Raw genomic sequence first — 23,829 nt, forward strand, 5'->3', positions numbered from 1 at the left:
TTGTGAAAGCCACTTTCGCAACGGTGAAGGTTGGGAAAGTGGCTTTCGCGACACGTTGTCAGGGTGACCCCGTTCCTGGCCGAGGTGTCGCGAAAAGACGTCGCGATCAGGGAGTGTCCGATACTCCGAAGTGACGGAGCAGGTCCGCGAGCTGTTCGTACGGCGGACGGCGGCCGCCGTCCAGCGTGCACCAGGCGGCGGACCCGAGCATCGTGACTCGCGCGGCCGGGGCCCGCTCGGCGTGGACCACGCCGCGAGCAGCGACTATCTCTTGTCCGACAAGGAGTCCGTAGGGCAGGGCCGGCCGGGTCGGGCGGGCCGAGCGAGGCCCGCCCTGCCTGCCGGGATGCACCGCGGCCAGCATCAGCCGCGCGCTGCCGGAGACCTGCTCGGCCAACGCCGTGAGGTCTTCCGGCCGCAGCGTCCCGGGACCGCTGAGCCTGGTCTCCTCGATCGTCCCTTCGTCCGTGGGCGACACCCGCAGCTGCCCCGTCACTTCACCGCCGACCACGACCAGCTGGGTGCGGCCGGGGGCGCGGTTCCGGCAGTACGCGGTGATCTCGTCGGCCGACCACGGCGAGGTGGCGGGTTCGGCGTCCCCCCAGCCCGCGGGCGCGCCACCGGTGAACGCCCGCAGCACGGCTTCGGCGGCGGAGCCGAGCCGGAGCGGCCCGGAGACCGGGTGCACCGTGGTGATCCGCACCTCGACGTCGCCGGAGCCGATCTTCGGCTCCACCGGGGTGGCGGCCCGCCCGCCCGGATCGCTGACGAAGCGCGTTCCGGTCCAGGTCATCGGAACGCCGCGGATCCCGTCGCGGTAGCGGTCGGCGTCCTCCTGCACGATCCACTCGGCCGCGGCGTCCCGCAGCAGCAGTTCCATCGGGTAGGTGAGCCTGCTGTCCTCGGGTGTGAGCAGCTGGAGAACCCGCTCGCTCCGCAGGGCGGAACGCGCCGCGTCGATCATCCACGAGGAAGCGGGCACGATACGGCGGGACTGTTCGACGACCAGTGCCTCCGAGGTCGCCCAGTCCGCGGCGGGATGCCCGGTCACCTGCTCGACCACGACAACCCCCCGGTCCCGCCCACCAGCGCCTCGGTGAACGCCCTGGCGACGGCTTCCGCCTCCGGGTCCTCGTCGGGAGCACGGCTCTCCACCCACCACACCGGATGCGGGACCTCGATCTCGACGCCGAGCAACCGCCGCGCCTCGCCGGGGACGCGCACGAGGCGGGGGTCCTCGATGCTCACCAGCAGCCGTCCGTCGGGATGGCGGAGCTGGACCACCGGCCCACCCTCCACTGTGGACGCGGTCAGCCCGCCGTTCAGTGGCAGGACCGACTCGAGGGCGGTCGCCGGATCAGGCCGGTCCGCGCACAGGCCGATGATGTCGAAGGTCACCTGCCGATCAGACACCCGACGCGTGCGCCGTGCGCGCCGCTGGCCGGAAGCTGCCGAATCGGATCAGTGCGGCGCCATCCGGTACCCCGACCCTCGTACGGTGTGGATCAACGGCGGATCCTTGAGCTTCCGCCGCAGCCGGGCGATCACCACGTCCAGCACGTTCGACGCCGGGTCCGCCATCTCGTCCCACGCGTACCGGATGAGTTCCCGTCGCGAGACCGGCCGCCCGGACGCGGCCATCAGCCGCTCCATGACGAGATACTCCTTGCGGGTCACGGTGAGCAGCACGCCCGCCCGGGAGATCTGGTGCCTGCCGGTGTCGAGTTCGACGTCGGCGCACCGCAGGATCACCGCCTGCCCGGACATGTCGCGGCGGCACAGGCTGCGCACCCGCGCGATCAGTTCCGGCATGGCGAACGGCTTCACGAGGTAGTCGCCCCCGCCGACGCGCAGGCCGTCGATGCGGTCGGCCACGCTGTCGCGCGCGGTGAGGAACAACACGGGCAACTGCCACCCGGCACCTCGCCTACCGCGCACGTAGGCCAGCGCGTCCCCCGACGGCAGCATCCGGTCGAACACCGCGCAGTCGTAGGCGTTCACCGTCAGCGCCTCGTCAGCGCCGGGCAGGTCGGCGGCGGTGTCCACCGCGAACCCGTCGCCGCGCAGGGCGAATTCCAGCGCCACCCGCAAGTTCTCGTCGTCCTCGGTCACCAGCACCCGCACACTGGCACCCTAGTGCCTGTCGGTGAACCCGTGTCCGCGATCGACCTTCGACAGGGCATCATCGTGTGGTCGCGACCTCCACGTCGGCCACGTGCAACGCGCGCAGTTCCTCGACGGTCGGCATCCGGCCCAACAGCCGTAACCGCTGCGCCTGCGCCTTGCGCGACCCTTCGAACAGCCTGCGCGCGTCCCGCGCGTTGCCGAAGTTGACGTCGCCGGAGACGAGCCGGAAGTGCTCGGTCAGCACCGGTGCGGCGTCGGGATCGAGTTCGTAGTCACCCGCCGACACCATGCGCCCGAAGATGGAGAGCAGTTCGCCGGGACTGTAGTCCTCGAACTCGATGGTCTTGCCGAAGCGGGACGCGAGACCGGGATTGGCGGCGAGGAAGTCGACCATCTCGCCGGTGTACCCGGCCACGATCACCGCCACCTCGTCGCGATGTTCCTCCATCAGCGGGACCAGGGTGTCGATCGCCTCCTGGCCGAAGTCGCCACCGGAACCGGCGAGCCGCGACAGCGTGTACGCCTCGTCGATGAAAAGGACGCCACCCTTGGCCTTCTCGAACACGGTGGCGGTCTTCTCCGCGGTGTGCCCGATGTACTGCCCGACCAGATCCCGGCGCGAGACCTCGCAGAACTGGCCGCGCGGCAGGATTCCCAGCGCCTTCAGCAGTTTGCCGTAGATCCGGGCGACCGTGGTCTTCCCGGTACCCGGCGCGCCCGCGAAGACCAGGTGATGGGCGGCCGCGCCGATCGGCAGCCCGGCCCGGCGGCGCCATTCGTTGACCTGCAATTCGTCGACGAGCGCGCGGACCTCCTCCTTCACCTCCGGCAGGCCGATCATCGCGTCGAGTTCGCCGAGCATGTCGTCGAGTTCGAGGTCGCCGCAAGTACCGCGCCCCGCCGGATCCGCCGCCGTGACGGTCGCCGTCGCGCTCTCCGCGATCGCGATCCCCGGCTCGGCGGTGTTCTCGACCCGGCAGGCGGTGACGGAACCCCCGCAACCGGGCCCGAACGCGATCCCGGACCCGCCCACCTCGTCGACCGTGCACCGCTTCAGCACGGGAGCGCTGTGATGCGCCACGGCGATGCCTTCGTGGCCGGCGTTCGAAATCGCGCAGCCTTCGATGACGGGCCGCGCGTACTGGTAGACGTAGAAACCCCGCAACCCGCAGCCGGTCACGGTGCAGTTGCGGACGACCGGATCGGCGCCGGACCCGATGGTGATCCCGTCACCGGTCACGCCTTCGACGGTCGTGTCCTCGATCCTGCCCGGCGCGCCGTCGACGGTGATTCCTTGCTCCGCCGACGAAATCACGCAGCCGGTCACGGTGAAGGCCACCGTCCCGCGGAGCATGACCGCGGGCCCGCGCCCGCCGGAGACGGTGCAGCGGTCCATGACCAGCTCGGTGTCGTCGGCCACGACCGCGGACGACGTGTCGGCCAGCACTTCGATCCCTCGCAGGACGAGCGCTCCGCCGGTGGAGCGGAGGACCGGACGGTCCGCGCCCCTGCCGTCGATGACCACGCTGGTCCCTTTCGCGGCGGCCAGGGTCACCCGGCGACCGGTCACTTCGACGGTCTCCGCGTATTCACCGCCGTCGATGGTGATGACAGCGCCGTCGGACGCCTCGAGCAGTGCTTCGCCGATGGTCGGGAAGGCACCGGGCCGCCGCGCGACGAGCATGGCGCGTCCTGGGGTCGAGATGGTCATCAACCCGCCTTCGCCATCAGCCAGCCGCGGTCGACCGCCTTGGCCCCCGCCTGGAAGCGGCTGCGGGCGCCGAGCCGGTTCATGATGTCGGCGACCATCCGCCGCACCGTGCGCACCGAGATGCCGAGCCGCGCGGCGGCGGATTCGTCGGTCGTGCCGGAGAACAGCAGCGTCAGCAGTTCCTGCTCGCGGCCGGTCAGAATCGAAGCGTTTTCCGACTCCGGGTCCTCCAGCGGGACGAGCGGCGCGGCGGCCTGCCAGATCCGCTCGAACAGCCCGACCGTCGCGGTGACCACGCCGGGCAGCCGGAACACCGCGGAACCGGCCTGCCTGCCCTCCGCGGGAAGGACGACCAGCGTCCGGTCGATCACCAGCGCGTCCATCGGGACCTCGGCGTCGGTCCGTACCTCGGCCCCGGCCCGCGACAGCCGGTTGAGCGCGCCGGACATCCGCGCGGAGTCGGGGAAGAGCACCTTGTGGCGTACGCCGGGGCGCACGTTCGCGAGCGCGATCCGCTGGAACGCGGTGTCCGTTCCCGTGCTCATCACGAGCACCTCGCCGGTCGCGTCCGCGAGCAACTCGCCGAGCCCTGCCCGGTCGCCGCCCTGGCCCGTTCCCGTGACCAGGCTGAGCTGGCCGGTCTGCACGGTCATCGCAGGTACCTCCCTCTTCCCCCCGGCGCGGTGCCGCCGACGACGTCCTGTTCATGCCAGTTGCTCCCCGTCCGGGCCGCCGGGGACACCCGACGCGTTAGCGTTCAGGGGCATCACGGCCGGCACGGTGGGCCGGGGCAACTGCACGCGTCTACTTTCGCTGTCCGAACATGAGGTTTTGATGACACGGGTGATGGTCGTCGAAGACGACGAAAATCTGCGGCTCGCGCTGGTGACGCAGCTCCGCTCGACCGGTTTCGTCGTCGACGAAGCCGGCGACATCGCGACCACGGACCGGCTGCTGCGCGGTACGCACCACGACTGCGTGGTGTTCGACCGGATGCTGCCGGACGGCGACGCCATCGAATACGTCCACATGCGACGGCAGCTGGGCTGGCGGGCGCCGGTGCTGTTCCTCACCGCCCGCGACGCGCTCGCCGACCGGATCGCCGGTTTCGAACACGGCGGTGACGACTACCTCGTGAAGCCGTTCGTGATGGCCGAGCTGACCGAGCGGGTGGCCAATCTGTGTCACCGCTCCGCGTTCGACCGGCCCTCGGTGCTGCAGCACGAAGACCTGGTGATGGACTGCGCGCGGCGTGAGGTGCGCCGGGCCGGCGTGCTGCTCACCTTGACCAACAAGGAGTACGCGGTGCTCGAATACCTGCTGACCAGGGCGGGACTGCCGGTCAAGCGGGCGGATCTGATCGAGCACTGCTGGGACGAGCAGGCCGATCCGATGTCCAATGTGGTCGATGTGGTGGTGAAGCGGTTGCGCCGCAAGCTGAAGGAACCCGAACTGATCCACGCCGTCCGCGGCCTCGGCTACCGGCTGGGCGCCCGGTGAACACCCACTCCTCGGCCGATCGCCTGCGACGGCTCCGCTGGACGCTGACGGCGTTGTTCACCGCGATGAACACCCTCGGGCTGGTCGTCTTCGCGTGGCTGCTCATCAACGAGGACGGTGACCAGGGCGAGGAACGGATCGACGCCGCGCTGAACCAGGTCACGTCGTCGGTCAGCAGACTGGTCGAATTCGACGGCACCGTCGGCTTCGGCCTGGTCAACACCGACGTGCTGAACGACCGCTGCCCGCAGTTCGCGGTCCTGCCCGGCGGTGCGCCCGCGTTCCAGCCACATCTTTCGCGGGCGAGCTGCGTCCCGATGAGCATGCAGCTGTTGACCGGGCTCGCCACCGAAGCGGTGAAGACCGGCAAGCTGGTGCAGGGCCACCAAAAGGCGACCAACGGCGACGTGGTCAAGGTCCGCGTCGAACCACTGCGCGACGGCGACGGCAAGACGTTCGCGGCCGTCGTCGCGGTGCAGTCCACCGAGGCCGAAGACTCCGCGCACACCCGGTTCACGCTGTTGGTGATCGGTGGCACCGTGCTGCTGGTCGCGATACTGGGGTTCGCGGGCCACCTGCTGTCCGGCCGTTCGATCCGGCCCGCGGCCGCGGCCTTGCAGCAGCAGGAGGTCCTGCTCGCCGAAACCGCGCACGACCTCCGCACCCCGGTCGCCGCCCTGCGCGCGCTCGCCGAAACCGCGATGGCCAACCCCGCGCAGTCGGCGGAACTCCTGCCGCGGACGGTCCGCCTCGCCGCGAGGATGGGCGGCATCATCGACGACCTCCTCGTCCGCGCCCGGCTCGCCGCGGGAGTGGAACAGCTGAGCATCCAGCCGATCTGGCTCGACCAGCTGGTGGTGGGCATCGTCGAAGACAGCGCGACCGACGGCGCCGAGGTCACCGTCACCGCCGCGCCCACGAAGGTCGACGCCGATCCCGCGCTGCTGCAACGGGCCATCGGCAACCTCCTCGACAACGCCGTGCGCTACGGCCGCCAACCCGGTGCGAAGGCTTTCGTGCACCTGACCGTCGCCGGCGGCACCGTGACGGTCGCGGACCACGGCCCGGGTATCGACACCACGATGGCCGGTGACGCCTTCGACCGGTTCGCCAGCACCGGCGGATCTTCCGGTCTCGGGCTCTCCATCGTGCGATGGGTCGCGCAGGCGCACGGCGGCACACTCGCGGTGTACAACGCCGACGAGGGCGGCGCGATCTTCGAACTCCGGTTCCCGGTCAGCACTTCCTGACCGAGCCCTTGTCGGTGGGCTGAAGGGAGCTTTCCCCGCATCTGATGCGGGGAAAGCTCCCTTTGTCATTCCATCCATGGCCCCGCCGCCACCCTCAAATGAGGCGCTGCGCGCCCAGCCTGGATTCACGCGGGCAAAGGCCCCTTCAGCCGCCCAGGGTTTGGCGTCGCGCGGCCGAAGGGTCGAGGCTCGGGCCTTCGGGAAGCCGCGCGACCAGGCCGGCGGGAAGCCGCACCGGACGCGCCGACGGGTAGCCGAGCATCTTCAGTACGTCGGGTGAAGCCAGCGGGTAGCGGCGCCCCATGTCGGTCACGACGGTCAGCGTCCCGGCCGGGGCCTGCGCCGAAGGCATCGCCTCGACGACGATCGCGCTGCCCGGCGGCACGTGGACGCGGTCCGCGAGCGGGGTCCCGGACGCGGTCCGGCGGGCGGTGGTGGACATCGGATCGGCGGGCGGCAGCGTGGGATCGACGGCCAGCGAAGGGGCCGCCGCGTTGTCGCCGAAGGTGGCGCACACGGTGGCGTTCTGGTCGCGCAGGCGCGCGATGGCGGGCCGGGTGGCGGGTGCCGCGCCCGCTTCGGCCTGGATCGGGTCCAGTTGCCGGGACATCGTCGCCAGCGAAGGCGGCAGCGGCACGGTTTTCGGTTCGGTGCCGGGATAAGCGGCCATCATCTGGGCACTCGCGCGCTGGACGTCGTACTGCAGCTCGGTGATCGGCCGCAGGGCGTCCCGTTCGGTGAGGTAGTGCTGCTGCCCGCCACCGGAGGTCTGCACCATCAGCAGCATCCCGTTGCGGATGTCGGTCCGGCCCGGGACCGCGGTGGACACCTCGCCCGCCGCCGCCACCGGGAGCGGGCCGATCGGCGCGCCTTCCGGGAGCACGTCGAGCCACGCCCTGCCGACCCGCGCCCACGGTTCGGCGGTGAGCGCGAGGCCGGTGCCGACGGCGTTGTAGTCGTCGATCTTGTGCCGATGTCCGCGCCACACCAGGAACCGGTCGCCGGTCGACGTCGATTCCACCAGCAGGGCCCCCTCGCCCAGTTCCGCGCCGCCGGACGGCGACGCGCCCGCCAGCAGGACCGACTCCTCGATCCGGCTGCCCGCGAGATCGCTGGCGGGGGCCGAGCACAGCGACCACGAACCGGTCAGGAGCTTTTCCGTGCCGGGCAAGGCGTCCGGCGCGTCGGCGATGCCGATCCGCGGCCCGCGCGGGACTCCGGCGAGCGAATCGCGCGAAACCCGTTCCGTGGCGCGGTGATCGCCGAGCAGCAGCAACGCCGACGTGTAGTTCGCGACGGGGTGCAGCCTGCCGTCCAGGAAGACGTACCGGGTTCCGGTCTCCTTCTCCAGGATGACCGCCGGTTCCTTGCGCCAGGCGTTGTTCCCGCCGGGCACGATCATCCCGTAGACCCCGACGCACGCCAGCGCCACGATCGCCAGCGCGACACTGGCGAAAGCGGCACCGGACGGACGCCGGAACGGCGGCTGCTCCGGATCGGTCTCCCTGGTCACGAGCGCGGAAATCGCGCGCTGCACCAGGAATTGGTACGCCTGCAGCTGATCTCGTTTGGACGCCATGGTTTCAGCCCCCCAGTCCGCGCACGTAGCCGTACAGGCCGAGTACCGAGCACGTCACCGGGACGACGGCGATCATCACCAGGATCTCGAAGTACTCGGCGAGCCGTCCGAGATAAGGGTTGGCGGCGCGGGTGCTCAGCACGACGCCGGAGGCGATCACACCCGCTGCCACCGCCAGGGACAACGGCCCGGCCAGGACGAGCAGCAGCGAGCGGTCGGTCATCAGCGGACCCGCCAGCAGGCATCCGGCGCCGAAGATCCCGGTCACCAGTACCGGCAGCCGTTGCCGCAGGATCGGATACAACCGCGCCCGCACCAGGAAACCGGCCGCGAGCAGGGCCACGAGGATGACCGCGGCCTCGCTGTCACTGCGGATCAGCGACAGCTGGCAGTACATGACGACGATCGCCGCGCCGCCCAGCATCCCGGTGAGCAACGCGTCCGCTCTGGCCACGGCGGCGTGCACGAGGGCGAGCGGCGGCTGGGGATCGTCGCGGACGAGGTCCGCGGTCGAGCGCGGCAGCACCGGCATCGGCACCCGGCCGAGCCGCAGCGCCAAGGGCGCGAACGTGGTCGACAGCGCGAGCACCCCGCCGCCGATGACGGCGGCCGCCCGGTAGCCCGCCAGGTCGTCGAAGGTGGCCAGCCAGCCGCCGAGCACGCCGAGCACCCCGATGGTGGCCGCCCCGGTGAACAGCTCCGGCGCGGCGGTCACCCCGAGATGCCCGACGACGGCCGCGAGCAGCAGCGCCGCGCTCGCCAGCAGCAGGTGACCGGCGGACAGCGCGCCGATCGGATCGTCGTCCGCCAGCAACAGCCCGCCGCCGGTGAAGGCGAACGGAAGCGCGACAGCGGCCAGGACCGCTCCGGCACCGGCGTCGCGCAGGGCCCGCGCGAGCAGGACGCCCGCGGCGAGCAGCAGCGCGGAAACCGCCAGCGCCCAGAACGCCGGGGACGTCCACGGCGGACCGGCGCGCAGCACCGCGACCAGGCCGAACATCATCGCCACCGCACCGGCCGCCAGCCCGGCCCGCCGCGTGTGCCGCGGTCCCCAGGCCTTGCCGGTGCGGCCGGAACCGGTGGCGATCGCGTCCACGAGGTCGTCGTACTCGGGCTCCGGCCATTCGGCGCGGCGCGGCGTCAGATGGAGGATCTCCCCGTCCCGGACCCGGTGCGCGCCCAGCGTCCGGTCCGGATCGAAGGCAGTCCCGTCGGCGCGGCGCAACTGCCAGCCGCCGCCGGCGACCCCGTCGTCGGCCATCCCCTCACCCGCCCGCGCGAGCAGGCCGGGGAGGATTTCGGCGACGGACGCGTGTTCCGGCAGCGCCATGTCGATGCGCCGGTGCGGAGTGGTGATGGTGACCCTGACCAGGCCGGCAGTCTGCATGGGAAAAGGGTGGGCCGGTGACCGGGCCGCCGGGCCGCCGCGGCAGGAACCTGCCGCCGGGAAAGGGCGACGGATCCGGCCTTCTTGCGCGACAATGGGGTCATGAGCATCGAGACAGGCGTCGGCGGACCGAGGCTACTCGCCCAGGGCCCCATCGCCACCGTCTACGCGGGCCGGGATCCCGTGACGGGCAACGATTTCGCGGTCAAGATGTTCCCCGGTTCCTTCGACCGCGAGACCTCTGCGTGGCTCGAGCGCGAACGGAAGGCGCTCGCCGCCGTACGGTCGACGCGGTCGGTCCTGCAGATCGACGACGTCCGGTCCTACCCCGACGGCCGGTCCGGAATCCGCCGTGAAGTGTGCCCGGGTTCACTCTCCGGACTGCTGGAATCCGGTGCCCGCCTGGGGGTTTCCGATGTTCTCGCACTCGGCGCCTCGATCGCTTCGGCGCTCGCCGCGGCGCACGGGGCGGACGTCCTGCACGGCGGGGTGACCCCGCACAACGTGCTGTACCGCGCGTCCGGCGAATTCGTGCTCGCCGATTTCGGCGTGGCCCTGCGGCGGCGGTTCCCGCGCGATCCGATGTACGCGGTCGAGTACACCGCGCCGGAAACCCTGCGCGACGACACGCTTTCCCCCGCGTCCGACCTTTATGGACTCGGCGCGGTGCTCTACGCCGCGCTGACCGGCGCGCCGCCCTTCCCCCGGCACACCGGGCAGCAGCCCGGCGAGCGGATCCTCCAGGTGCTGAGGGAACCGGTGGCGCCGATCCAGGACGCCGGTGTCCCGAGGGAACTCTCCGGCACGATCCTCCGGTTGCTGGCCAAGGAACCGGCCGACCGGCCGCAGGACGTCGCTTCACTGGCCCGGCTTTTCACGAAACTGCGCCTGCCGGGCGGCGAGGTCGTCACCGGCGATTCCCTTGACGCGCAAAGCGAAGAAGAGGACGTCGACGTCGAGTTCGACGACTTCGCCGAAGTCCACCGGTCCGCTGCCCCGGTCCGCGCGGCACCCCCCGCGGTCCCGGCGCCGATCCAGGTCGTGCAGGCGCCGCCCGCGGGCGGCCGTACGCTGATCCGCGAATTCAGCGGACCGCTCAAGACCGAACGCGGGATTCCGCGGCGCCCCGTCGCGCTGGCGGGCGCCGGCGTGCTCGTCGCCGGGATCGCCGTGCTGCCCCTGGTCCTCGGCCCGGCGGAGGTCGGCGGGCAGGCGGTCCCGGTGGCCGCCGCGATCCCGCCGCCGTCACCCGCTTCCGCTCCGGCTCCGGACGTCAAGCTGGCCCTCGCCCCGCCTCAGGATCAGAGCGATCACGTGCGGCTGACCTGGACCGCGGAAGGTGAACTGGACTTCGTCGTGATCATGGCGGGCGAGCGGCTCGAGACGAAACAGCTCGTCGCCCACCGTCAGCGCGGCCTGGACGTCCCGGTCGACCCGGCGCGGCGGTACTGCTTCCAGCTCAGGGCGACCGACGGCCGTCACGTCTACACCACGGAACCGATCCCGATCCGCGGCGCCCGCTGCAACTCCTGAGACAGGGCCGCGCCTTCCCCAAGTACGTGAAGGCCCCCTTCCTGTACCTAGGCGCAAGGAAGGGGGCCTTCACGTACTTCCGGCGACCACCTGGACCCACCACGCCGCTCAAGACCGGCGCGAAGCCTTGATCGGCACCAGGGTCCGCGGCTCGAGTGCCGCCAGCACCCGAGCCGCGAACGGTCTGGTGGCCAGGCCCCGGCGGACCTCGCCGACCTCCTGCCACGCCCGCCGGACGGCGCCGTCGCCCACCGGGACACCGGACCACAGCGTCACGTCCAGCACCTTGGCCAGCCTGGCGACAGGCTCGCGGATCCCCTCCCCGGCGAGCGCGCCCGCCGACTCGGCGAGGTCGCGCGGGGTCATCCCGATCCGGAACGGCACGCCGTGCGCGCGCAACCGGTCGCGGATCTCGTCCCAGGCGCCGAGCACCCCTTCCGCACCCGAACGGCGACGCCGCCGCCGCGCACGGACGACCTTCGCCATCGGCACCCCGAAGAGCCACAAGAGTCCGAAAAGGACGATCAGGGCGGCGGCCGCCAGCCACCACCAGCCCGCTCCCACGTCGGCGCTCTGGTCCTCGGCGGCGTCCGGCGGGGTACCCGGCGGAAGCTGAGGCGGCCGAAGTTCCTGTTCGGCGGGCAGCTGGGCCCTCGCCCGGGCGACGGCCTTGCCGGGACCGCCTTGATCCCGTCCCGCCTTGCCGGCGGTGGCGGTCGGGTCGAGTGCCACCCAGCCCACCCCGGCGACCGCGACTTCGGGCCACGCCAGGACATCGCGGTTGCGGACGACGTTCATCCCGCCGTCGGTCTCGGCCGAACCGCGGAACCCGACGACCAGCCGCGCCGGGATGCCGCTCATCCGCGCCAGTACCACGTACGCGGTGGCGAACTGCTCGCTCGTGCCCCGTTTGCTCTCCAGCAGGAAGTGCCGCAACTGCGGCCAGCCGTGCCCGGTCGGCAGATCCTCCTTGCCCACCGCGACCTGATAGTTCGTGCTGAGGAAACGTTCCAGCTGCAACGCGGTCTGGAACGTCGGGCGCAGACCGCGCACGGCGTCCCTGGCCACCTGCTCGAGTTCGGGGGGCACCGCGCCGAGTCCGCCGAGCCCGCCCGGCGCCCGCGCGTCGACCTCCCCGGCGCCCAGGTCGACGTCGGGTGAGGACCAGCTGAGCCGGTAGTTCCGTTCTGGGCCGGTGGACGCCGAATCCATCATCAAGGTGCCCGCGGACTCGTCCACCAGCGGCGTCAGACCGTCCACACCGGTGAGATCCGGATGGCTCGGCAGCCACGGTCCCGCGAGCCCGCGCACCCGCAGTTCGGCGGAACCACCCGCACCGTCGGGAGCGCCGTCGAGTCCCGCGCCGAGCCGCCGGATCCGGGAATCGGCGAGCCAGTTCGAGCCGTCGAAACCGTTCAGCACGATCAAGCGCCATTGATCGACGGGGGTGTCGCCGCGGTAGCGGAACACCTCCTCGTCCGGCCGGGTGAGCCGCTGGGCGATGTCGTCCAGCGGGTTGCCGAGCCTGCTCTTCGGCGGCGGCGCGGCCTGGGTGTCCTTGAGCGTCAGCGGATCACGTCCGACCGGATCGAGCCCGGCGAGCACGACGGCGCCCGCGACGAGAGCGACCACATGGACAGTGCGGGCCAGACCGCCGATCCCGTCACGCGCCACGAGAACCGCGGTCCGCCGGGTGCCCGGACCACCTGCCGGCGGCCCGACCACAGCAGGAGCCCGGCGGGCAGCGCGTACCCCAGCGCCGCCGCCACCGCGCCGATGCCCGTCAACGCCTGGTACGCCTGCGCGAGTCCGGCGACGGCCAGGCTCGGCACGAGCGCCACGAGCGGTTTCTTCAGGCGCAGCACCAATTCCAGCCCGAGCACGACGGCGATCAGCACCGACAGCGGGACGAACAGCAGTTGTTCGGGAACCGGCCGCGCGGGCCAGGTGGACTGCAGGGTGAGCTGCCAGCCTTCGGTGAGGCCGCGCGCCACCCCCTGCACCGACGCCGCGGTGGGAAGGTAGGCGAGCGTGGTCGAGGTCAGCACCGTCTCGATCAGCCCCAGCAGGCCGAGCAGCGCCACGAGCAACGGCCGGTAGGGAACCAGCTTGGGGAACTTCGCCGTCAGCTCCGCGCAGCCGTAGCCGACGAGGACGACCACGAGCACCGGAACGAGCAACGCCTCCCAGCCGAACACCGGCGCGAAGAGCAGCCCGGCGACCCCCGTCGCGCCGAGCAGCCCGGCGACCGCGATCCGGTCGAATCCCGCGCTCATGCCTTGCCCGCCAAGGAATTCCACTGGGCCGCGGCACCGGCGGCGTCGACGGCGATGATCAGGCCGCCTGCGCCCGCCGACGGCCTGAGGTCACCGAGCCGGACCACGGTGTCGGGCAGCCAGCGAGCGGCGTGGCCGAGGTCGGCGTCCGGTCCGGTGATCACGACCAGCACCCCTCCCGGGCGCTGACCGGCGGCCAGGACGGACGGCAGCAGGGGCGCGTCGTCCGCCGCGTCCTGCGTGACGAGCGCGAGTTCGTCCAGCAAGGTCCTCGCCGCGCGCACGCCGCTGTCGGTCAGGGTGTCCGCGCCCGTGGCGGTGATCAGGCGGCAGTGCTGCCCCGCCGACGCCGACGCGTAACACAGCGAGGCCGCCACCTCGACGGCCTCCTCGAAGACGGCGGGGCTCATCGACGAGCGCCGCGTGTCGAGCACGGCGGTGAACCGCGGCTGGGCCGGATCGGCGTACTCACGCACCATGAGCCGCCCGGTCCGGGCGGTCGCCTTCCAGTGCAGATGCCGGACCTCGTCGCCGATCACGTACTCCCGCACCGCGCGCAGATCCGCCGAACCGCGCAGCGGCGGATCGGTGATCGGGCCTTCGTGGTGATGCCGAGGATGGCCCGCCTGCGCGGCGCGCACCGCGTGCCGCCGCGGATGCACCCACAGCCAGGCGGTCCCGCCGACGGTCTGTTCGCCGCGGGCGAGGTCGAACAGATCCGGCCGGTGCACCACGAGCGGCCCGACCCGCAGTTTCCCGCGTGTCGTCGTCGGGAGTTCGTAGTGGTACGTGGCTTCCGCGCCGGGGGCGAGCGGGCGGACGCGCAGGCGGTGCGTTTCGGTCCCGATCCCGTCCCCCGCGGCGAAACCACCGTGCCTGCGCGAGGCGGTGTTGCGCACGACGAGCGAGGCCAGCGCGGGCTTCCCGCGTTCGACCCGGTCCGGCCGGACCGTCCGGCCGATCTCCACCTTCGGCCGGAACCTGGTGGTGGCCAAGGCGATCAGCACCGCGGCCGCCGCGATACCGGCGAACGCGCGGAAGAACGTGTACCCGCCGAATTCGCCGAGCGCGTAGAACCCGGCGGCGAAGACGAGCACGATGACGCCGCGGCGAGTGAGCCGCACGCCTACCTCCCCATCGCGGCCATGGGCGCGGCCGTCGCGCCCAGGAGTTCGTCGACGATGTCGGCGGTCCGCCGCTGGTTGAGTTCCGCGTCGGGCGTCAGCACCAGACGGTGGTCCAGCACCGGATGCGCGACGTCCTTGACGTCGTCCGGCGTGACGAAGTCGCGGCCGAAGGTGGCGGCGAGCCCTTGTGCCGCGCGGATCAGCGCGATGCTGCCCCGGGGGCTCGCGCCGTAGCGGACGTCCGGATGCGACCGGCTCGCCGCGGCCAGCCGGACGGCGTAGTTGACGATCTCCGGTGCCAGATGGGACTTCCGCACCTCGTCGATCACCTGCTGGACGTCGGCGATGCTCAGCACCGGCTTCAGTTCGTCCGGGGTCACCCCCGCGCAGTCCCCCATCACCACCCGCATCTCGGATTCCAGATCCGGGTAGCCGACGGAAATACGCATGAGGAACCGGTCCAGCTGCGCTTCGGGCAGCCGGTAGGTGCCTTCCAGTTCGATCGGGTTCTGCGTGGCCACCACGAGGAACGGCCGCGGCACCGCCTGGCCGACCGAATCGACGGTCACCCGGCGCTCGGCCATCACCTCCAGCAGCGCGGCCTGGGTCTTCGGCGTCCCCCGGTTGATCTCGTCCGCCAGCACCACGTTGGCGAAGATCCCGCCGGGGTGGAACTGGAAGCGCTCGGTGTTCTGGTGGTAGACCATCACGCCGGTGATGTCGCCGGGCAGCAGGTCGGGGGTGAACTGGATCCGGCTCCACCGGCCGCCGATGCTGGCGGCGAGGCAGCGCGCGATCGTCGTCTTCCCGACGCCGGGCACGTCCTCCATCAGCAGGTGCCCCTCGGCGAACAGCGCCGCCACGGTGAGCCGGACGACCTCCGGTTTTCCGCGCACCACCGATTGCACGTTCTCGGCGATCTGCTCGTAGGCGACCCTGGGTGTGAGCGTCACAGAACTTCCTCGTCCTTTCGTCGGCCGGTCACGACGGCACACCTCGCCAGGTGTCCGTGGCGGTGCCCGCCGAGGTCTTGATGGATGCGGTGATCGTGATGGCGCCGAGCCAGGAGACCTCCGAGATGACCAGGGTCGTCGCCCCGGAACAGGCCACCGGTTTGGTCTTGCCGAAGAACTCCGCCTGGCAGGTCGCGGGAGCGCCCTTCCCGTCGGCGATCACGGAAACGAACAGCTTGTTGCCCTCGCCCCGCACCTGGGTGATGGTGATCGTCGGCGGCCCCGAAGCCACCGGCACGGTGACCTTCCGGCTGCCCGCGGCCCCGGTGAGCGCGGCGCCCGAACCGAATTTCGTCACCGCGCGGACCGTGATGGTGATGGCGCCCTTGACCCCGGTGAATTCCGTGGACCTGGCCGAAAGCTTGCGCTCGCCCTGGCCCGTCGCGCTCACCAGGTAGTGCACCAGCGTGCCGCCGCGGAGGTCGGGCTGGGTCCAGCTCACCGAGACCTTCCCGTCGGCACCGGCGTTCGCGGTGACGACCGGGGCGGTGGCGGGCCGCGACGCCGGACCCGGGACGACGGCCTTGGCACTGGCGCCCGCCCCGACGCCCGCCGAATTCTCCGCGACCACGGTGATCACGTACGGGGTTCCGTTCTTCAGCCCGGAAACGGTGGCCCCCCGTGTCGACCCGCCGACCCGGGTGGAACCGCCGGACCAGGTCAGCCGGTAGCCGGTGACCCGCGCGCCGTTGTCGGCGGCCGGGCTCCACGAGACCTTGATCGAGCCGTCCCCCGAGGTCGCGCCCACGTTCCTCGGCGCGCCGGGCGGGGTCGCCTTCGCCACCGGCGGAACCGGTTTCTGCGTGTTCGGCGGCGCCTGCTGTTGTTGCTGCGGCTGCTGCGGTTGTTGCTGCTGCGGCGGGGGTTCGTTACCGGACGGCGGTTCCGGGGTGGCCGACGGCGCTCCCGCGGTCTGGCTGCTGGCCGCCTTGTCGACATCGACGTCGAGCACCGTGCCGTCCTCGCCGTTGACGACCAGGACGTGCGAGCCGTCGGAGCTGTCGACGTAGATCCGGTTGTCCTCGCCCTTGGCCAGTCTCGCCGCCGCGGCCTGGCCCGGCACCTTCACCGTGGCCTTGACCTTGCCCGCCATGTCGTAGGTCAGGACTTCCCCGCGGGTTTCGTCGACCATGGCGAAGACGTTCGACGAGGAGACCGGGCCGTTGAACCGGCTGCCCTTGGTCAGCTCGACCGAAATCGGCTTCGCGGACGGGCGGTCCTGGTCGAGGCCGCTGATGTCGATGAGGTGGAGCTGGTTGCGCTCCGGGTCGGCGATGGCCAGCCGGTCACCGACGGCGCTGGTGGCCACCTGGGCCGACGGCGAGAGCTTGATGCCGAGGGGAAGGGCTTCGCCGAGCCCGTCGAGGCCGACCCGGTGGAGGCTGTCGCCGGTGGTGTCGAGCACGACCGGCCGGTCACCCACCAGCGTGAGCCCGCCGCCGTGCGACGGCGGGAGATGCGCGGTGCAGGTCAGGACGGCCGCGCCCTTGGGCAGCTCGCAGATCGAGCCGTTGTCGACCCGGTGCACCCACACCGTGCCCTCGACGGTCGCGACCGGCCGGGACAGTGGCCCCCCTGCGGGCACTGTCGCGGTCGGATCGCCGAGGCGCACGACCTGACCGGCGTTGCGGTAGACCAGGTACGGACCCCCCATGACCTCCATCACGAACGGGGTCTCCGGCGCGGGCGGCGGCTTGGACTCGTCCACGCTCAAGGTCGCCTTGTCGAACTCCGTGATGCGGTTCCGCTCGACGACGTAGCCCGAGTCGTCCCCCTGCACGACCTGGCTGCCGCTTTCGGCACCGGGCACGTTCGCGCGCGCGTCCACGCGGTTCGTCGAGCCGTCGACGTGGAACGCCGACTGGGCGGCGTCGTTGTACACCCAGTGGCCGACCTGGACGAATTCCAGCGCCGCCGGGGTGGACGCCTGTCCGCTCACGGCCAGGCCGACCAGCGCCAGGCAGCCCGCGACCACCAGCGCCACGGCCATCCGGGTCCTGGCCACCACGCTGAACCGCTTCGTGCTCCGCTCGTCGGTGTTCACGCGATCAAGCTAGAGAGCGACCATGAAATTTCGATGAAACAGCCTGTCGGCGGACCTGCCGGGCCGTGTCATCGAAACCTCATGTTCGCCGGGGACGCTGAGGCGCACACGGCTTGAGGAGGCAGGACGATGACCGATCTCGGCGCGGCCAGGACGGGCGAGCGGTACCAGGCTCCGCCCCCGCCGCTTCCCCGGGCGGCGCCGGCCGTACCGCGGGCGGAGGCCCTGCCCGGCCCGCTCGCCTACGCGGCGCCGGACGCCAGGGCCGCCGCACGTGAGGCCGCGCTGGCCGCGTTGAGCGCCGCACGCCAGGCGGAACAACGACCGCGGTGGTCCGCGACGGCGCCCGTTCCCGCTCCGGTTCCCGGGCCGCCGCGGCCGAGTCCGGTGGCACCCGCTTCGGGACGGCGTCCCCGCCGGATCGGTGTCCTGCAGATCGTCTGCTGGCAGCTCGTCGCCGTCGCGCTCGTCCTGGTGGCGGGACGGCCGTGGCCGCTGGCGGCCGCCGTGGTCACCGCGGCCGTGGTGACCGTCGCGCTGACCGCCGTCCGGGTTCGCGGGCGCTGGCTCTACGAATGGCTCGGTTCGGCGTCGGGATACCTGACTCGCGACCGCGACCGGGATCTCCGGAACGCGGGCGAGGCGGGCCGGGCGCTGCTGAGCCTGCTGTCCCCGGAAGCGGCGGGGACCACCGGCGAGATCGGCGGCGAGACGGTGTTCATGGTCAGCCGCGCCGACGGGATCACCGCTGTACTGCAACCGAAATCGGCCGCGCGAGAGCGGCCGATGCCGTCACCGCTGACGTTGCTGCCACCGTCGCGGGAACAGGCTCTGGACGTCGCCGCGCAGGTCATCCAGCACGTCGGCGCGGACCGCTCGCGGCCGCCACGCGGCTGGGTCGCGCTGCAGGCGTTGCGCACCGTCGACGTCCATCACGACGCCGACGTGCGGCAGGCGCTCGGGAACACGGTCCGGCGGGTGCGGCGGCAACTCCGCCGCGACGGCCTGCCCGTGCGGTCGCTCGCCGAAAACGAGGTCCTCGGCGCGCTCGCGTCGCTGGCGCATGTCACCGCGGGCCGGGCACGCATCCGGGAGGAATGGCGGTTCTGGCACAGCGGCCCGATCTGCCAGGCGACCTTCCGCCTCGAAGGCTGGGACGCGTTGTCACCGGCGCTCGCGGCGGACCTCTCGCGCCGCCTGCTCGCCGCCGCGCCCCGCGCCGCGGTGACGCTCGCCGTGACCGCGCGCCGCGGAGCCGAGACCGAACCCCGGGTCAGCGCGGCGATCCGGGTCGCCGCCGCGGGGGCTCAAGCGGTCGAGCACGCGGTGCGGGACCTCGAACTCGCCGTCCGCCGGGGCGGACTCACCCTGGACCGGCTCGACGGCAGGCACGCCAAGGGAGTGGCCGCCACGCTGCCGATCGGGGTCAGTTGAGCACGACGATCGCGACGTTGAGCGCCGTCGCGTACGACGTCCAGGCGAGGTACGGCAGCAGCAACACGGCCGAAACCCGGGAAGACCGGCGGAAGTACAGCGCGGTGACGACGATGGCGACGTCGAGCAGCACGATGTCGGCCAGGGCGAGGCCGTACGCGCCCGCCGCGAAGAACAGCGGGGTCCAAGCGGCGTTCAGGACCAGTTGCACCGCGTACCAGACCAGCGCGCGGCGCTCGCCGCCGGATTTCCAGTACAGCCAGCCCGCCACCGCGATCCCGATGTACAGGACCGTCCACACCGGACCGAACAGCCAGGCGGGCGGCGCGAACGGCGGCAGTTCGAGTCCACTGTAGACAGATCGGGCGTTGCTCGCGGCCAGCCCGCCCACGAGCGCCGCCACCGCGACGGCGGCCAGAAACGGAAGTAACGCCAGCGGCGCGCGGAGCCGTCCCGGGATCGTGGTCATGTGTCGAGCGTAAGGCCGCGAGCAGGCTCTCGCGCGCTCAAAAACCGGTCGCGTTCGCCCGTAAGATCGATTACGCCATGAACGACGAAACCTTCCTTGCCACCGTGGCCGGCGGCCTGGCCGCGCTGCCGTCCGTGCACGCCGTCACCCTCGGCGGGTCACGCGCCCAGAACACGCACGATCCCGGCAGCGACTGGGATTTCGCCGTCTACTACCGCGGCGGCTTCGATCCGGCGGACCTGCGCGCCGTCGGCTGGGACGGCGAAGTGTCCGGGATCGGCGCCTGGGGCGGTGGCGTGTTCAACGGCGGCGCCTGGCTCACGATCGACGGCAGGCAGGCTGACGTCCACTACCGCGACCTCGACGTCGTCGAACACCATCTCGCCGAAGCACGGGAGGGCCGGTTCCACTGGGAGCCGTTGATGTTCCACCTCGCGGGCATCCCGAGCTACCTGGTCGTCGCCGAACTCGCCGTCAACCGGGTGCTGCGCGGCGACCTGCCGCGGCCGGAGTACCCGGAAGCGTTGCGGGAAACCGCTCCGCCGATGTGGCGGGGCCGCGCGGAACTGACCCTGCGCTACGCCCGGGGCGCCTACGTCGCGCGCGGCGCGGCCACGGAGGTCGCGGGCGCGCTGGCCACCGCCGCCATGGAGACGGCGCACGCGGTGCTGGCGGCGCGTGGCGAGTGGGTCACCAACGAGAAACGGCTGCTGCGGCGGGCGGGATTGCGCGAGATCGACGCGATCGTCGCCGGTCTGCGGCCGGATCCCGGCGTTCTCGCCAAGGCGCTGGACGAGGCGGACGCGCTGCTTCTCGCCACTAAGTAGCCAAAATCGCCCGATAGGATGGTCGAATTTGGCGGCCCGGCGCCGCCGGGTTCTAGTTGTCGCCATGTCCACGACCGATGTCTCCGCCCTCGCGCGGACCACACTGGCGGCGCACCAGTCGCTGTACCTCGCCACCGCCGGCGAGTCCGGCCCCTGGGTGAACGGCGTGTTCTTCGCCGAGTCCGACCTGTTCACCCTCGTCCTCGTCCTCGAACGACGGGGGCGCACCCTGGCCGCGATCCGGAGCAACCCGGTGGCCTCGGTCATCGTCTCCACCGGCTCGCCCGCCGACCCGTTCCTCCAGGCGATGGTCCGCACCGAGATCCTGGACGGCGACCGGGCCCAGACCGCCCGCGACCTGCTCGTGGCGAAGGTCCCCTACGTCGCGCCGTTCCTGGACACGCCCATCGAGACCGTCCAGCTGACCGTGGACTCCTGGCGCGTCACCGACATCCCCAACGGAATGCTGCCGGGCAAGGACCTCGCGGCCGTCTGACCGCTGTGGCACGCGTCACGGAATGAGCGGCGATCTCGAGCGCTACAGAGAGAGAAGACCCGTTCTTACCCAAGGGAGTGACATGTCCGCTACCGCCACGCCGGAAGAAACCGCTCTGGCCGTCCCCGCGCTCGACGACTTCGACTTCCCGCTCACCGACGGCGCCGCCTGCCGCATCGACGACCCGGACTGCGAAGCCTGCCAGTAAGCCGTTCGTGTGAGGGGGACGGGGACGGGGACGTACAGCGTCCCTGTTCCCCTCAGGTTTCGATCCTGCCGCGCAGGTCCTGAAGGATCTTCGTGAGCAGTCGGGAAACGTGCATCTGGGAGATGCCGAGACGTTCGGCGATCTGCGACTGGGTCAGGCCGTCGAAGAACCGCATCGTGACGATCGCGCGATCCCGGTCCGGCAGCCGCTTCAGCAACGGGACGACGGTGTGGCGGTCTTCGATGAGCTCGAAGCGGGAGTCCAGCTCGCCCACCACGTCGGCGAGCGGCGCCGAGCCATCACCGTCGTTGACGGGCTTGTCCAGCGACGACGTCTGATAGCTGTTCGCGGCGAGCAGGCCTTCCCGGACGTTTTCGACGTCCACGTCCAGGTGACCGGCGAGTTCGGTGGGCGTCGGCGCGCGGCCGAGGAGCTGGGTCAGCTCCGTGGTCCCCCGGGCGAGCCGGGTGCGGAGTTCCTGCATCCCTCGCGGGACGTGTACCGCCCAGCCCGTGTCGCGGAAGAAGCGGCGCACCTCGCCCATGACCGTCGGCACCGCGTAAGCCAGGAATTCCCCGCCCAGGCCGGGGTCGAACCGGTCCACGGCCTTCATCAGCCCGATCCGGGCCACCTGGACCAGGTCTTCCCTCGGCTGACCGCGGCCGCTGAACCGGACGGCGATGTGTTCGGCGACCGGCAGGAACTCGAGGATCAGGCGTTCGCGCAGCCGACGGCGCTCAGGGTGATCCGCGGGTAATGCGGCCATTTCGTCGAACAGAGGGCGGCAATGCGAGTAGTCGTCACCCCGCCGCGTCTTAGTGCCGCTGCGGTCGCGCGGAGCCGGTAGCACCTCGTCGCGCGAGGTGGACCGGTCGAGATCTTCCACGAGGGACGGCGCGTTCATCGAAGGCTCATCTGTCCCTTCCGGACCGGCGTGACGTTTTCCGTCAAAGCACTGGTACCCGTCGGGCCGGAGCGGCAAACATCGACGCGCGACGAAAAGCCCGCCCTACTCGACGATCTTCAACGTCGGCAGCAGGCCGGTGAGTTCGATGGCCCGGCGCACCACCTTGGAGGGCGCCAGCCCCAGGTCGGTCCCCGATTCGGCGCACTGGCGATTCAGCTGCACCAGCACGGACAGGCCCGAGGAATCGCAGAAGCCGACACCGGTCAGGTCGATCACCGCCACGCGGGGAGCGCCCGCCAGCAACGCGCGGATCTCCGACAGGAGCCGGGGACTGGTCGAGATGTCGATATCGCCCGTCACCGCGATCGTGATGGCGCCGTCCGAGCGCGCCGCCTCGACCACGGTGAGAGGAGCGGACTGCCCGGTATCAGTGTTGAACGCCATTCAACGAACGGTAGAAGGACACAGATCGACCTGCAACCGCCAAGGCCGCTCGCTACCCTCGGCGGCATGGCCTGCCGCATCACCGAACTCGTCCTCGACTGCGCCGATCCCGTCCGGATGGCGGCGTTCTGGTGCGAAGTCCTCGGATACGTGGAGCTCGGCGTCGAAGGTGAAGACATCGAGATCGGCCCGCCCGGAACCGGATTCGGCGGCCCGCAACCCACCTTGATCCTGAGCCGCGGTGACGACCCGAAGCCCGGCAAGCTCCCTCTGCATCTCGACGTGAACCCCACCGACCGCGACCAGGACGCGGAACTGGAGCGGTTGCTCGCCGCCGGCGCGCGGCCCGCCGATGTCGGCCAGACCGGGGAGGAGTCGTGGCACGTGCTCGCCGACCCCGAAGGCAACGTGTTCTGCCTGCTTCGCAAGCGACTCGACCCCTGAGACACGCGCCTCGATTGGAGGCCGCCACCACGGGGTATTCGGTGAAGGACAAAGAAACCTAGTGAACGGGCTTCGATGGCGGACGAACGACTGTGGCAACGTGACAAGGCGGAATTCGGCTCCGGCACGAACGCGCCGGAGGGTCCTCTGTCGGAGCAGTTCGTCGAATTGACCCGTCTGTTGCTGGTCGCGTCGACACCCGCACAGGTCCTCCAGCAGGTCATCGACGCCGCGTACCGGGTGGTACCGGGCGCCGATCTGGTGTCGATCACCCTCCGTGCCCCGGACGGGACCTTCCACACCCCTGTTTCGACCCGTGAAGTGGCGTTGGAGCTCGACGAGGTGCAGTACCGCGCCGGAACCGGCCCCTGCGTCGATGCCGCAGCCGACGGGAGCCCCGGCCACATCCGCAGTGACGACTTGGCGAACGAGACGAGGTGGCCGGACTTCTCCCGGGCCACCGTCCAGCACGGCTTCACCTCGATCCTGTCGACCGTGCTGGTGCCCGACGCGAAGCCGCCGAAGCTGCCCGGGGCGCTGAACATCTACGGCCGCCGCCCCGCCGCCTTCGACGCCGCCGCCCAGGACATGGCCCTGCTGCTGGCCACCCACGGCTCACTCGCCCTCGCCGCCACCACCGCCGTGAGCCGCGCGGACCTGGAGGCGAGGCACCTCCGGCGGGCCGTCGAGTCCCGCGACGTCATCGGGCAGGCGAAGGGGATCCTCATGCAAAGACGCGGGCTGACCGCCGACGAGGCCTTCGACCTGCTTCGCCGCACCTCCCAGGACCTCAACGTCAAACTCGCCGAGCTCGCCGCCACCCTGGCCACCCGGCACACGGAGCTCGACACCCCCTGAGGACGCGGACGGACCCGTTCACCGCGTGCCTGGTCGCAGGTCCGTGAAGGCCTCCTTGCCTACCCTGAAGGTAGTGAAGGAGGCCTTCACGGACTACGTGATCGCCCTCCGCAGCCTCAGTAACACCCGCCAGCCCCGGCAGTCACGGGCGGCGGCGCGTGAAGGACCCCTTCCCCAAGTACATGAAGGCCCCCT

24 protein-coding genes are annotated in these 23,829 nt (G+C 71.4%); 9 read left to right on the plus strand and 15 right to left on the minus strand.

The window, feature by feature from the left end:
• Positions 1-106: 106 nt before the first annotated feature.
• From BKN51_RS24710 to BKN51_RS24730, 5 genes are all read right to left on the minus strand, one after another.
• The gene (locus BKN51_RS24710) at positions 107-1,063 is read right to left on the minus strand and encodes a DUF6177 family protein (RefSeq protein WP_101609861.1); all 957 of its coding nucleotides are present in this window, start codon (positions 1,061-1,063) and stop codon (positions 107-109) included.
• Positions 1,048-1,398 carry a hypothetical protein gene (locus tag BKN51_RS24715; protein WP_101609862.1) on the minus strand — a complete coding sequence of 117 codons (351 nt, stop codon included), beginning with the start codon at positions 1,396-1,398 and terminating at the stop codon, positions 1,048-1,050. Before BKN51_RS24715 ends, BKN51_RS24710 begins: the two co-directional genes overlap by 16 nt.
• A gap of 63 nt (positions 1,399-1,461) precedes the next feature.
• Entirely contained in the window at positions 1,462-2,124 is a 663-nt protein-coding gene (locus tag BKN51_RS24720) for a winged helix-turn-helix domain-containing protein (protein WP_101609863.1), read from the minus strand.
• A 58-nt stretch (positions 2,125-2,182) separates the two neighbouring features.
• A complete protein-coding gene (locus BKN51_RS24725; protein ID WP_101609864.1) occupies positions 2,183-3,838 on the minus strand; it encodes a right-handed parallel beta-helix repeat-containing protein in 1,656 nt (551 codons plus the stop codon).
• Positions 3,838-4,491, minus strand: coding sequence for a helix-turn-helix transcriptional regulator (locus BKN51_RS24730; RefSeq protein ID WP_101609865.1), 654 nt, complete (start codon positions 4,489-4,491; stop codon positions 3,838-3,840). Before BKN51_RS24730 ends, BKN51_RS24725 begins: the two co-directional genes overlap by 1 nt.
• 181 nt (positions 4,492-4,672) lie before the next feature.
• On the opposite strand from BKN51_RS24730, the gene BKN51_RS24735 reads away from it, so the two are divergent.
• The gene (locus BKN51_RS24735; protein WP_174720452.1) at positions 4,673-5,338 is read left to right on the plus strand and encodes a response regulator transcription factor; all 666 of its coding nucleotides are present in this window, start codon (positions 4,673-4,675) and stop codon (positions 5,336-5,338) included.
• Positions 5,335-6,588, plus strand: coding sequence for a sensor histidine kinase (locus BKN51_RS24740; RefSeq protein WP_101609867.1), 1,254 nt, complete (start codon positions 5,335-5,337; stop codon positions 6,586-6,588). Before BKN51_RS24735 ends, BKN51_RS24740 begins: the two co-directional genes overlap by 4 nt.
• 145 nt (positions 6,589-6,733) lie before the next feature.
• Here the strand turns inward: BKN51_RS24740 and eccB are convergent, their stop codons facing one another.
• The gene (gene eccB, locus BKN51_RS24745; RefSeq protein WP_101609868.1) at positions 6,734-8,167 is read right to left on the minus strand and encodes a type VII secretion protein EccB; all 1,434 of its coding nucleotides are present in this window, start codon (positions 8,165-8,167) and stop codon (positions 6,734-6,736) included.
• A gap of 4 nt (positions 8,168-8,171) precedes the next feature.
• Entirely contained in the window at positions 8,172-9,554 is a 1,383-nt protein-coding gene (gene eccD / locus BKN51_RS24750; protein ID WP_101609869.1) for a type VII secretion integral membrane protein EccD, read from the minus strand.
• Positions 9,555-9,656: 102 nt separating this feature from the next.
• Here eccD and BKN51_RS24755 point away from each other — a divergent pair, with 102 nt between their 5' ends.
• Entirely contained in the window at positions 9,657-11,087 is a 1,431-nt protein-coding gene (locus tag BKN51_RS24755; RefSeq protein ID WP_101609870.1) for a serine/threonine protein kinase, read from the plus strand.
• Between the two features lie 108 nt (positions 11,088-11,195).
• On the opposite strand, the gene BKN51_RS24760 is transcribed toward BKN51_RS24755, so the two are convergent.
• Genes BKN51_RS24760 through BKN51_RS24775 form a run of 5 tightly spaced genes read right to left on the minus strand, consistent with a single transcriptional unit; the run spans position 11,196 to position 17,547 of the window.
• Entirely contained in the window at positions 11,196-12,719 is a 1,524-nt protein-coding gene (locus BKN51_RS24760) for a transglutaminase TgpA family protein (protein WP_233223003.1), read from the minus strand.
• Positions 12,653-13,363 (minus strand): hypothetical protein, encoded by a 711-nt coding sequence (locus BKN51_RS44445; protein WP_233223002.1) that lies wholly within the window; start codon positions 13,361-13,363, stop codon positions 12,653-12,655. The genes BKN51_RS24760 and BKN51_RS44445 overlap by 67 nt, the downstream gene beginning before the upstream one ends.
• Positions 13,360-14,487, minus strand: a complete 1,128-nt coding sequence (locus tag BKN51_RS24765) for a DUF58 domain-containing protein (protein WP_101609871.1) — start codon at positions 14,485-14,487, stop codon at positions 13,360-13,362. Before BKN51_RS24765 ends, BKN51_RS44445 begins: the two co-directional genes overlap by 4 nt.
• 2 nt (positions 14,488-14,489) lie before the next feature.
• A complete protein-coding gene (locus tag BKN51_RS24770; protein WP_101609872.1) occupies positions 14,490-15,443 on the minus strand; it encodes an AAA family ATPase in 954 nt (317 codons plus the stop codon).
• Positions 15,444-15,471: 28 nt separating this feature from the next.
• Positions 15,472-17,547 carry a fibronectin type III domain-containing protein gene (locus tag BKN51_RS24775; RefSeq protein WP_101609873.1) on the minus strand — a complete coding sequence of 692 codons (2,076 nt, stop codon included), beginning with the start codon at positions 17,545-17,547 and terminating at the stop codon, positions 15,472-15,474.
• A 129-nt stretch (positions 17,548-17,676) separates the two neighbouring features.
• Between BKN51_RS24775 and BKN51_RS24780 the strand changes: the two genes are divergently transcribed.
• Positions 17,677-18,981: a type VII secretion protein EccE gene (locus BKN51_RS24780; RefSeq protein ID WP_233223001.1), complete on the plus strand. Its 1,305-nt coding sequence runs from the start codon at positions 17,677-17,679 to the stop codon at positions 18,979-18,981.
• Here the strand turns inward: BKN51_RS24780 and BKN51_RS24785 are convergent.
• Positions 18,974-19,450: a TspO/MBR family protein gene (locus BKN51_RS24785; RefSeq protein WP_101609874.1), complete on the minus strand. Its 477-nt coding sequence runs from the start codon at positions 19,448-19,450 to the stop codon at positions 18,974-18,976. The genes BKN51_RS24780 and BKN51_RS24785 overlap by 8 nt on opposite strands.
• Positions 19,451-19,527: 77 nt before the next feature.
• Between BKN51_RS24785 and BKN51_RS24790 the strand changes: the two genes are divergently transcribed.
• The 3 genes from BKN51_RS24790 (at position 19,528) to BKN51_RS44725 (ending at position 20,981) form a co-directional block, all read left to right on the plus strand.
• Positions 19,528-20,277, plus strand: coding sequence for a nucleotidyltransferase domain-containing protein (locus BKN51_RS24790; RefSeq protein WP_101609875.1), 750 nt, complete (start codon positions 19,528-19,530; stop codon positions 20,275-20,277).
• A 64-nt stretch (positions 20,278-20,341) separates the two neighbouring features.
• On the plus strand, positions 20,342-20,773 hold the full coding sequence (locus BKN51_RS24795) for a pyridoxamine 5'-phosphate oxidase family protein (RefSeq protein WP_101609876.1): 432 nt from the start codon (positions 20,342-20,344) through the stop codon (positions 20,771-20,773).
• Positions 20,774-20,855: 82 nt separating this feature from the next.
• The gene (locus BKN51_RS44725; protein WP_007031507.1) at positions 20,856-20,981 is read left to right on the plus strand and encodes a hypothetical protein; all 126 of its coding nucleotides are present in this window, start codon (positions 20,856-20,858) and stop codon (positions 20,979-20,981) included.
• Between the two features lie 52 nt (positions 20,982-21,033).
• Here BKN51_RS44725 and BKN51_RS24800 read toward each other — a convergent pair whose 3' ends face one another.
• Both BKN51_RS24800 and BKN51_RS24805 read right to left on the minus strand, forming a co-directional pair.
• A complete protein-coding gene (locus BKN51_RS24800) occupies positions 21,034-21,885 on the minus strand; it encodes a SigB/SigF/SigG family RNA polymerase sigma factor (protein ID WP_101609877.1) in 852 nt (283 codons plus the stop codon).
• 105 nt (positions 21,886-21,990) lie between these two features.
• Positions 21,991-22,332 (minus strand): STAS domain-containing protein, encoded by a 342-nt coding sequence (locus BKN51_RS24805; RefSeq protein ID WP_101609878.1) that lies wholly within the window; start codon positions 22,330-22,332, stop codon positions 21,991-21,993.
• Positions 22,333-22,398: 66 nt separating this feature from the next.
• Here BKN51_RS24805 and BKN51_RS24810 point away from each other — a divergent pair, with 66 nt between their 5' ends.
• Entirely contained in the window at positions 22,399-22,776 is a 378-nt protein-coding gene (locus BKN51_RS24810) for a VOC family protein (protein ID WP_101609879.1), read from the plus strand.
• A 75-nt stretch (positions 22,777-22,851) separates the two neighbouring features.
• Positions 22,852-23,634: a GAF and ANTAR domain-containing protein gene (locus BKN51_RS24815; protein WP_101609880.1), complete on the plus strand. Its 783-nt coding sequence runs from the start codon at positions 22,852-22,854 to the stop codon at positions 23,632-23,634.
• The last annotated feature ends 195 nt before the right edge of the window (positions 23,635-23,829 follow it).

This window comes from Amycolatopsis sp. BJA-103, assembly GCF_002849735.1.
Taxonomy (GTDB): Bacteria; Actinomycetota; Actinomycetes; order Mycobacteriales; family Pseudonocardiaceae; genus Amycolatopsis.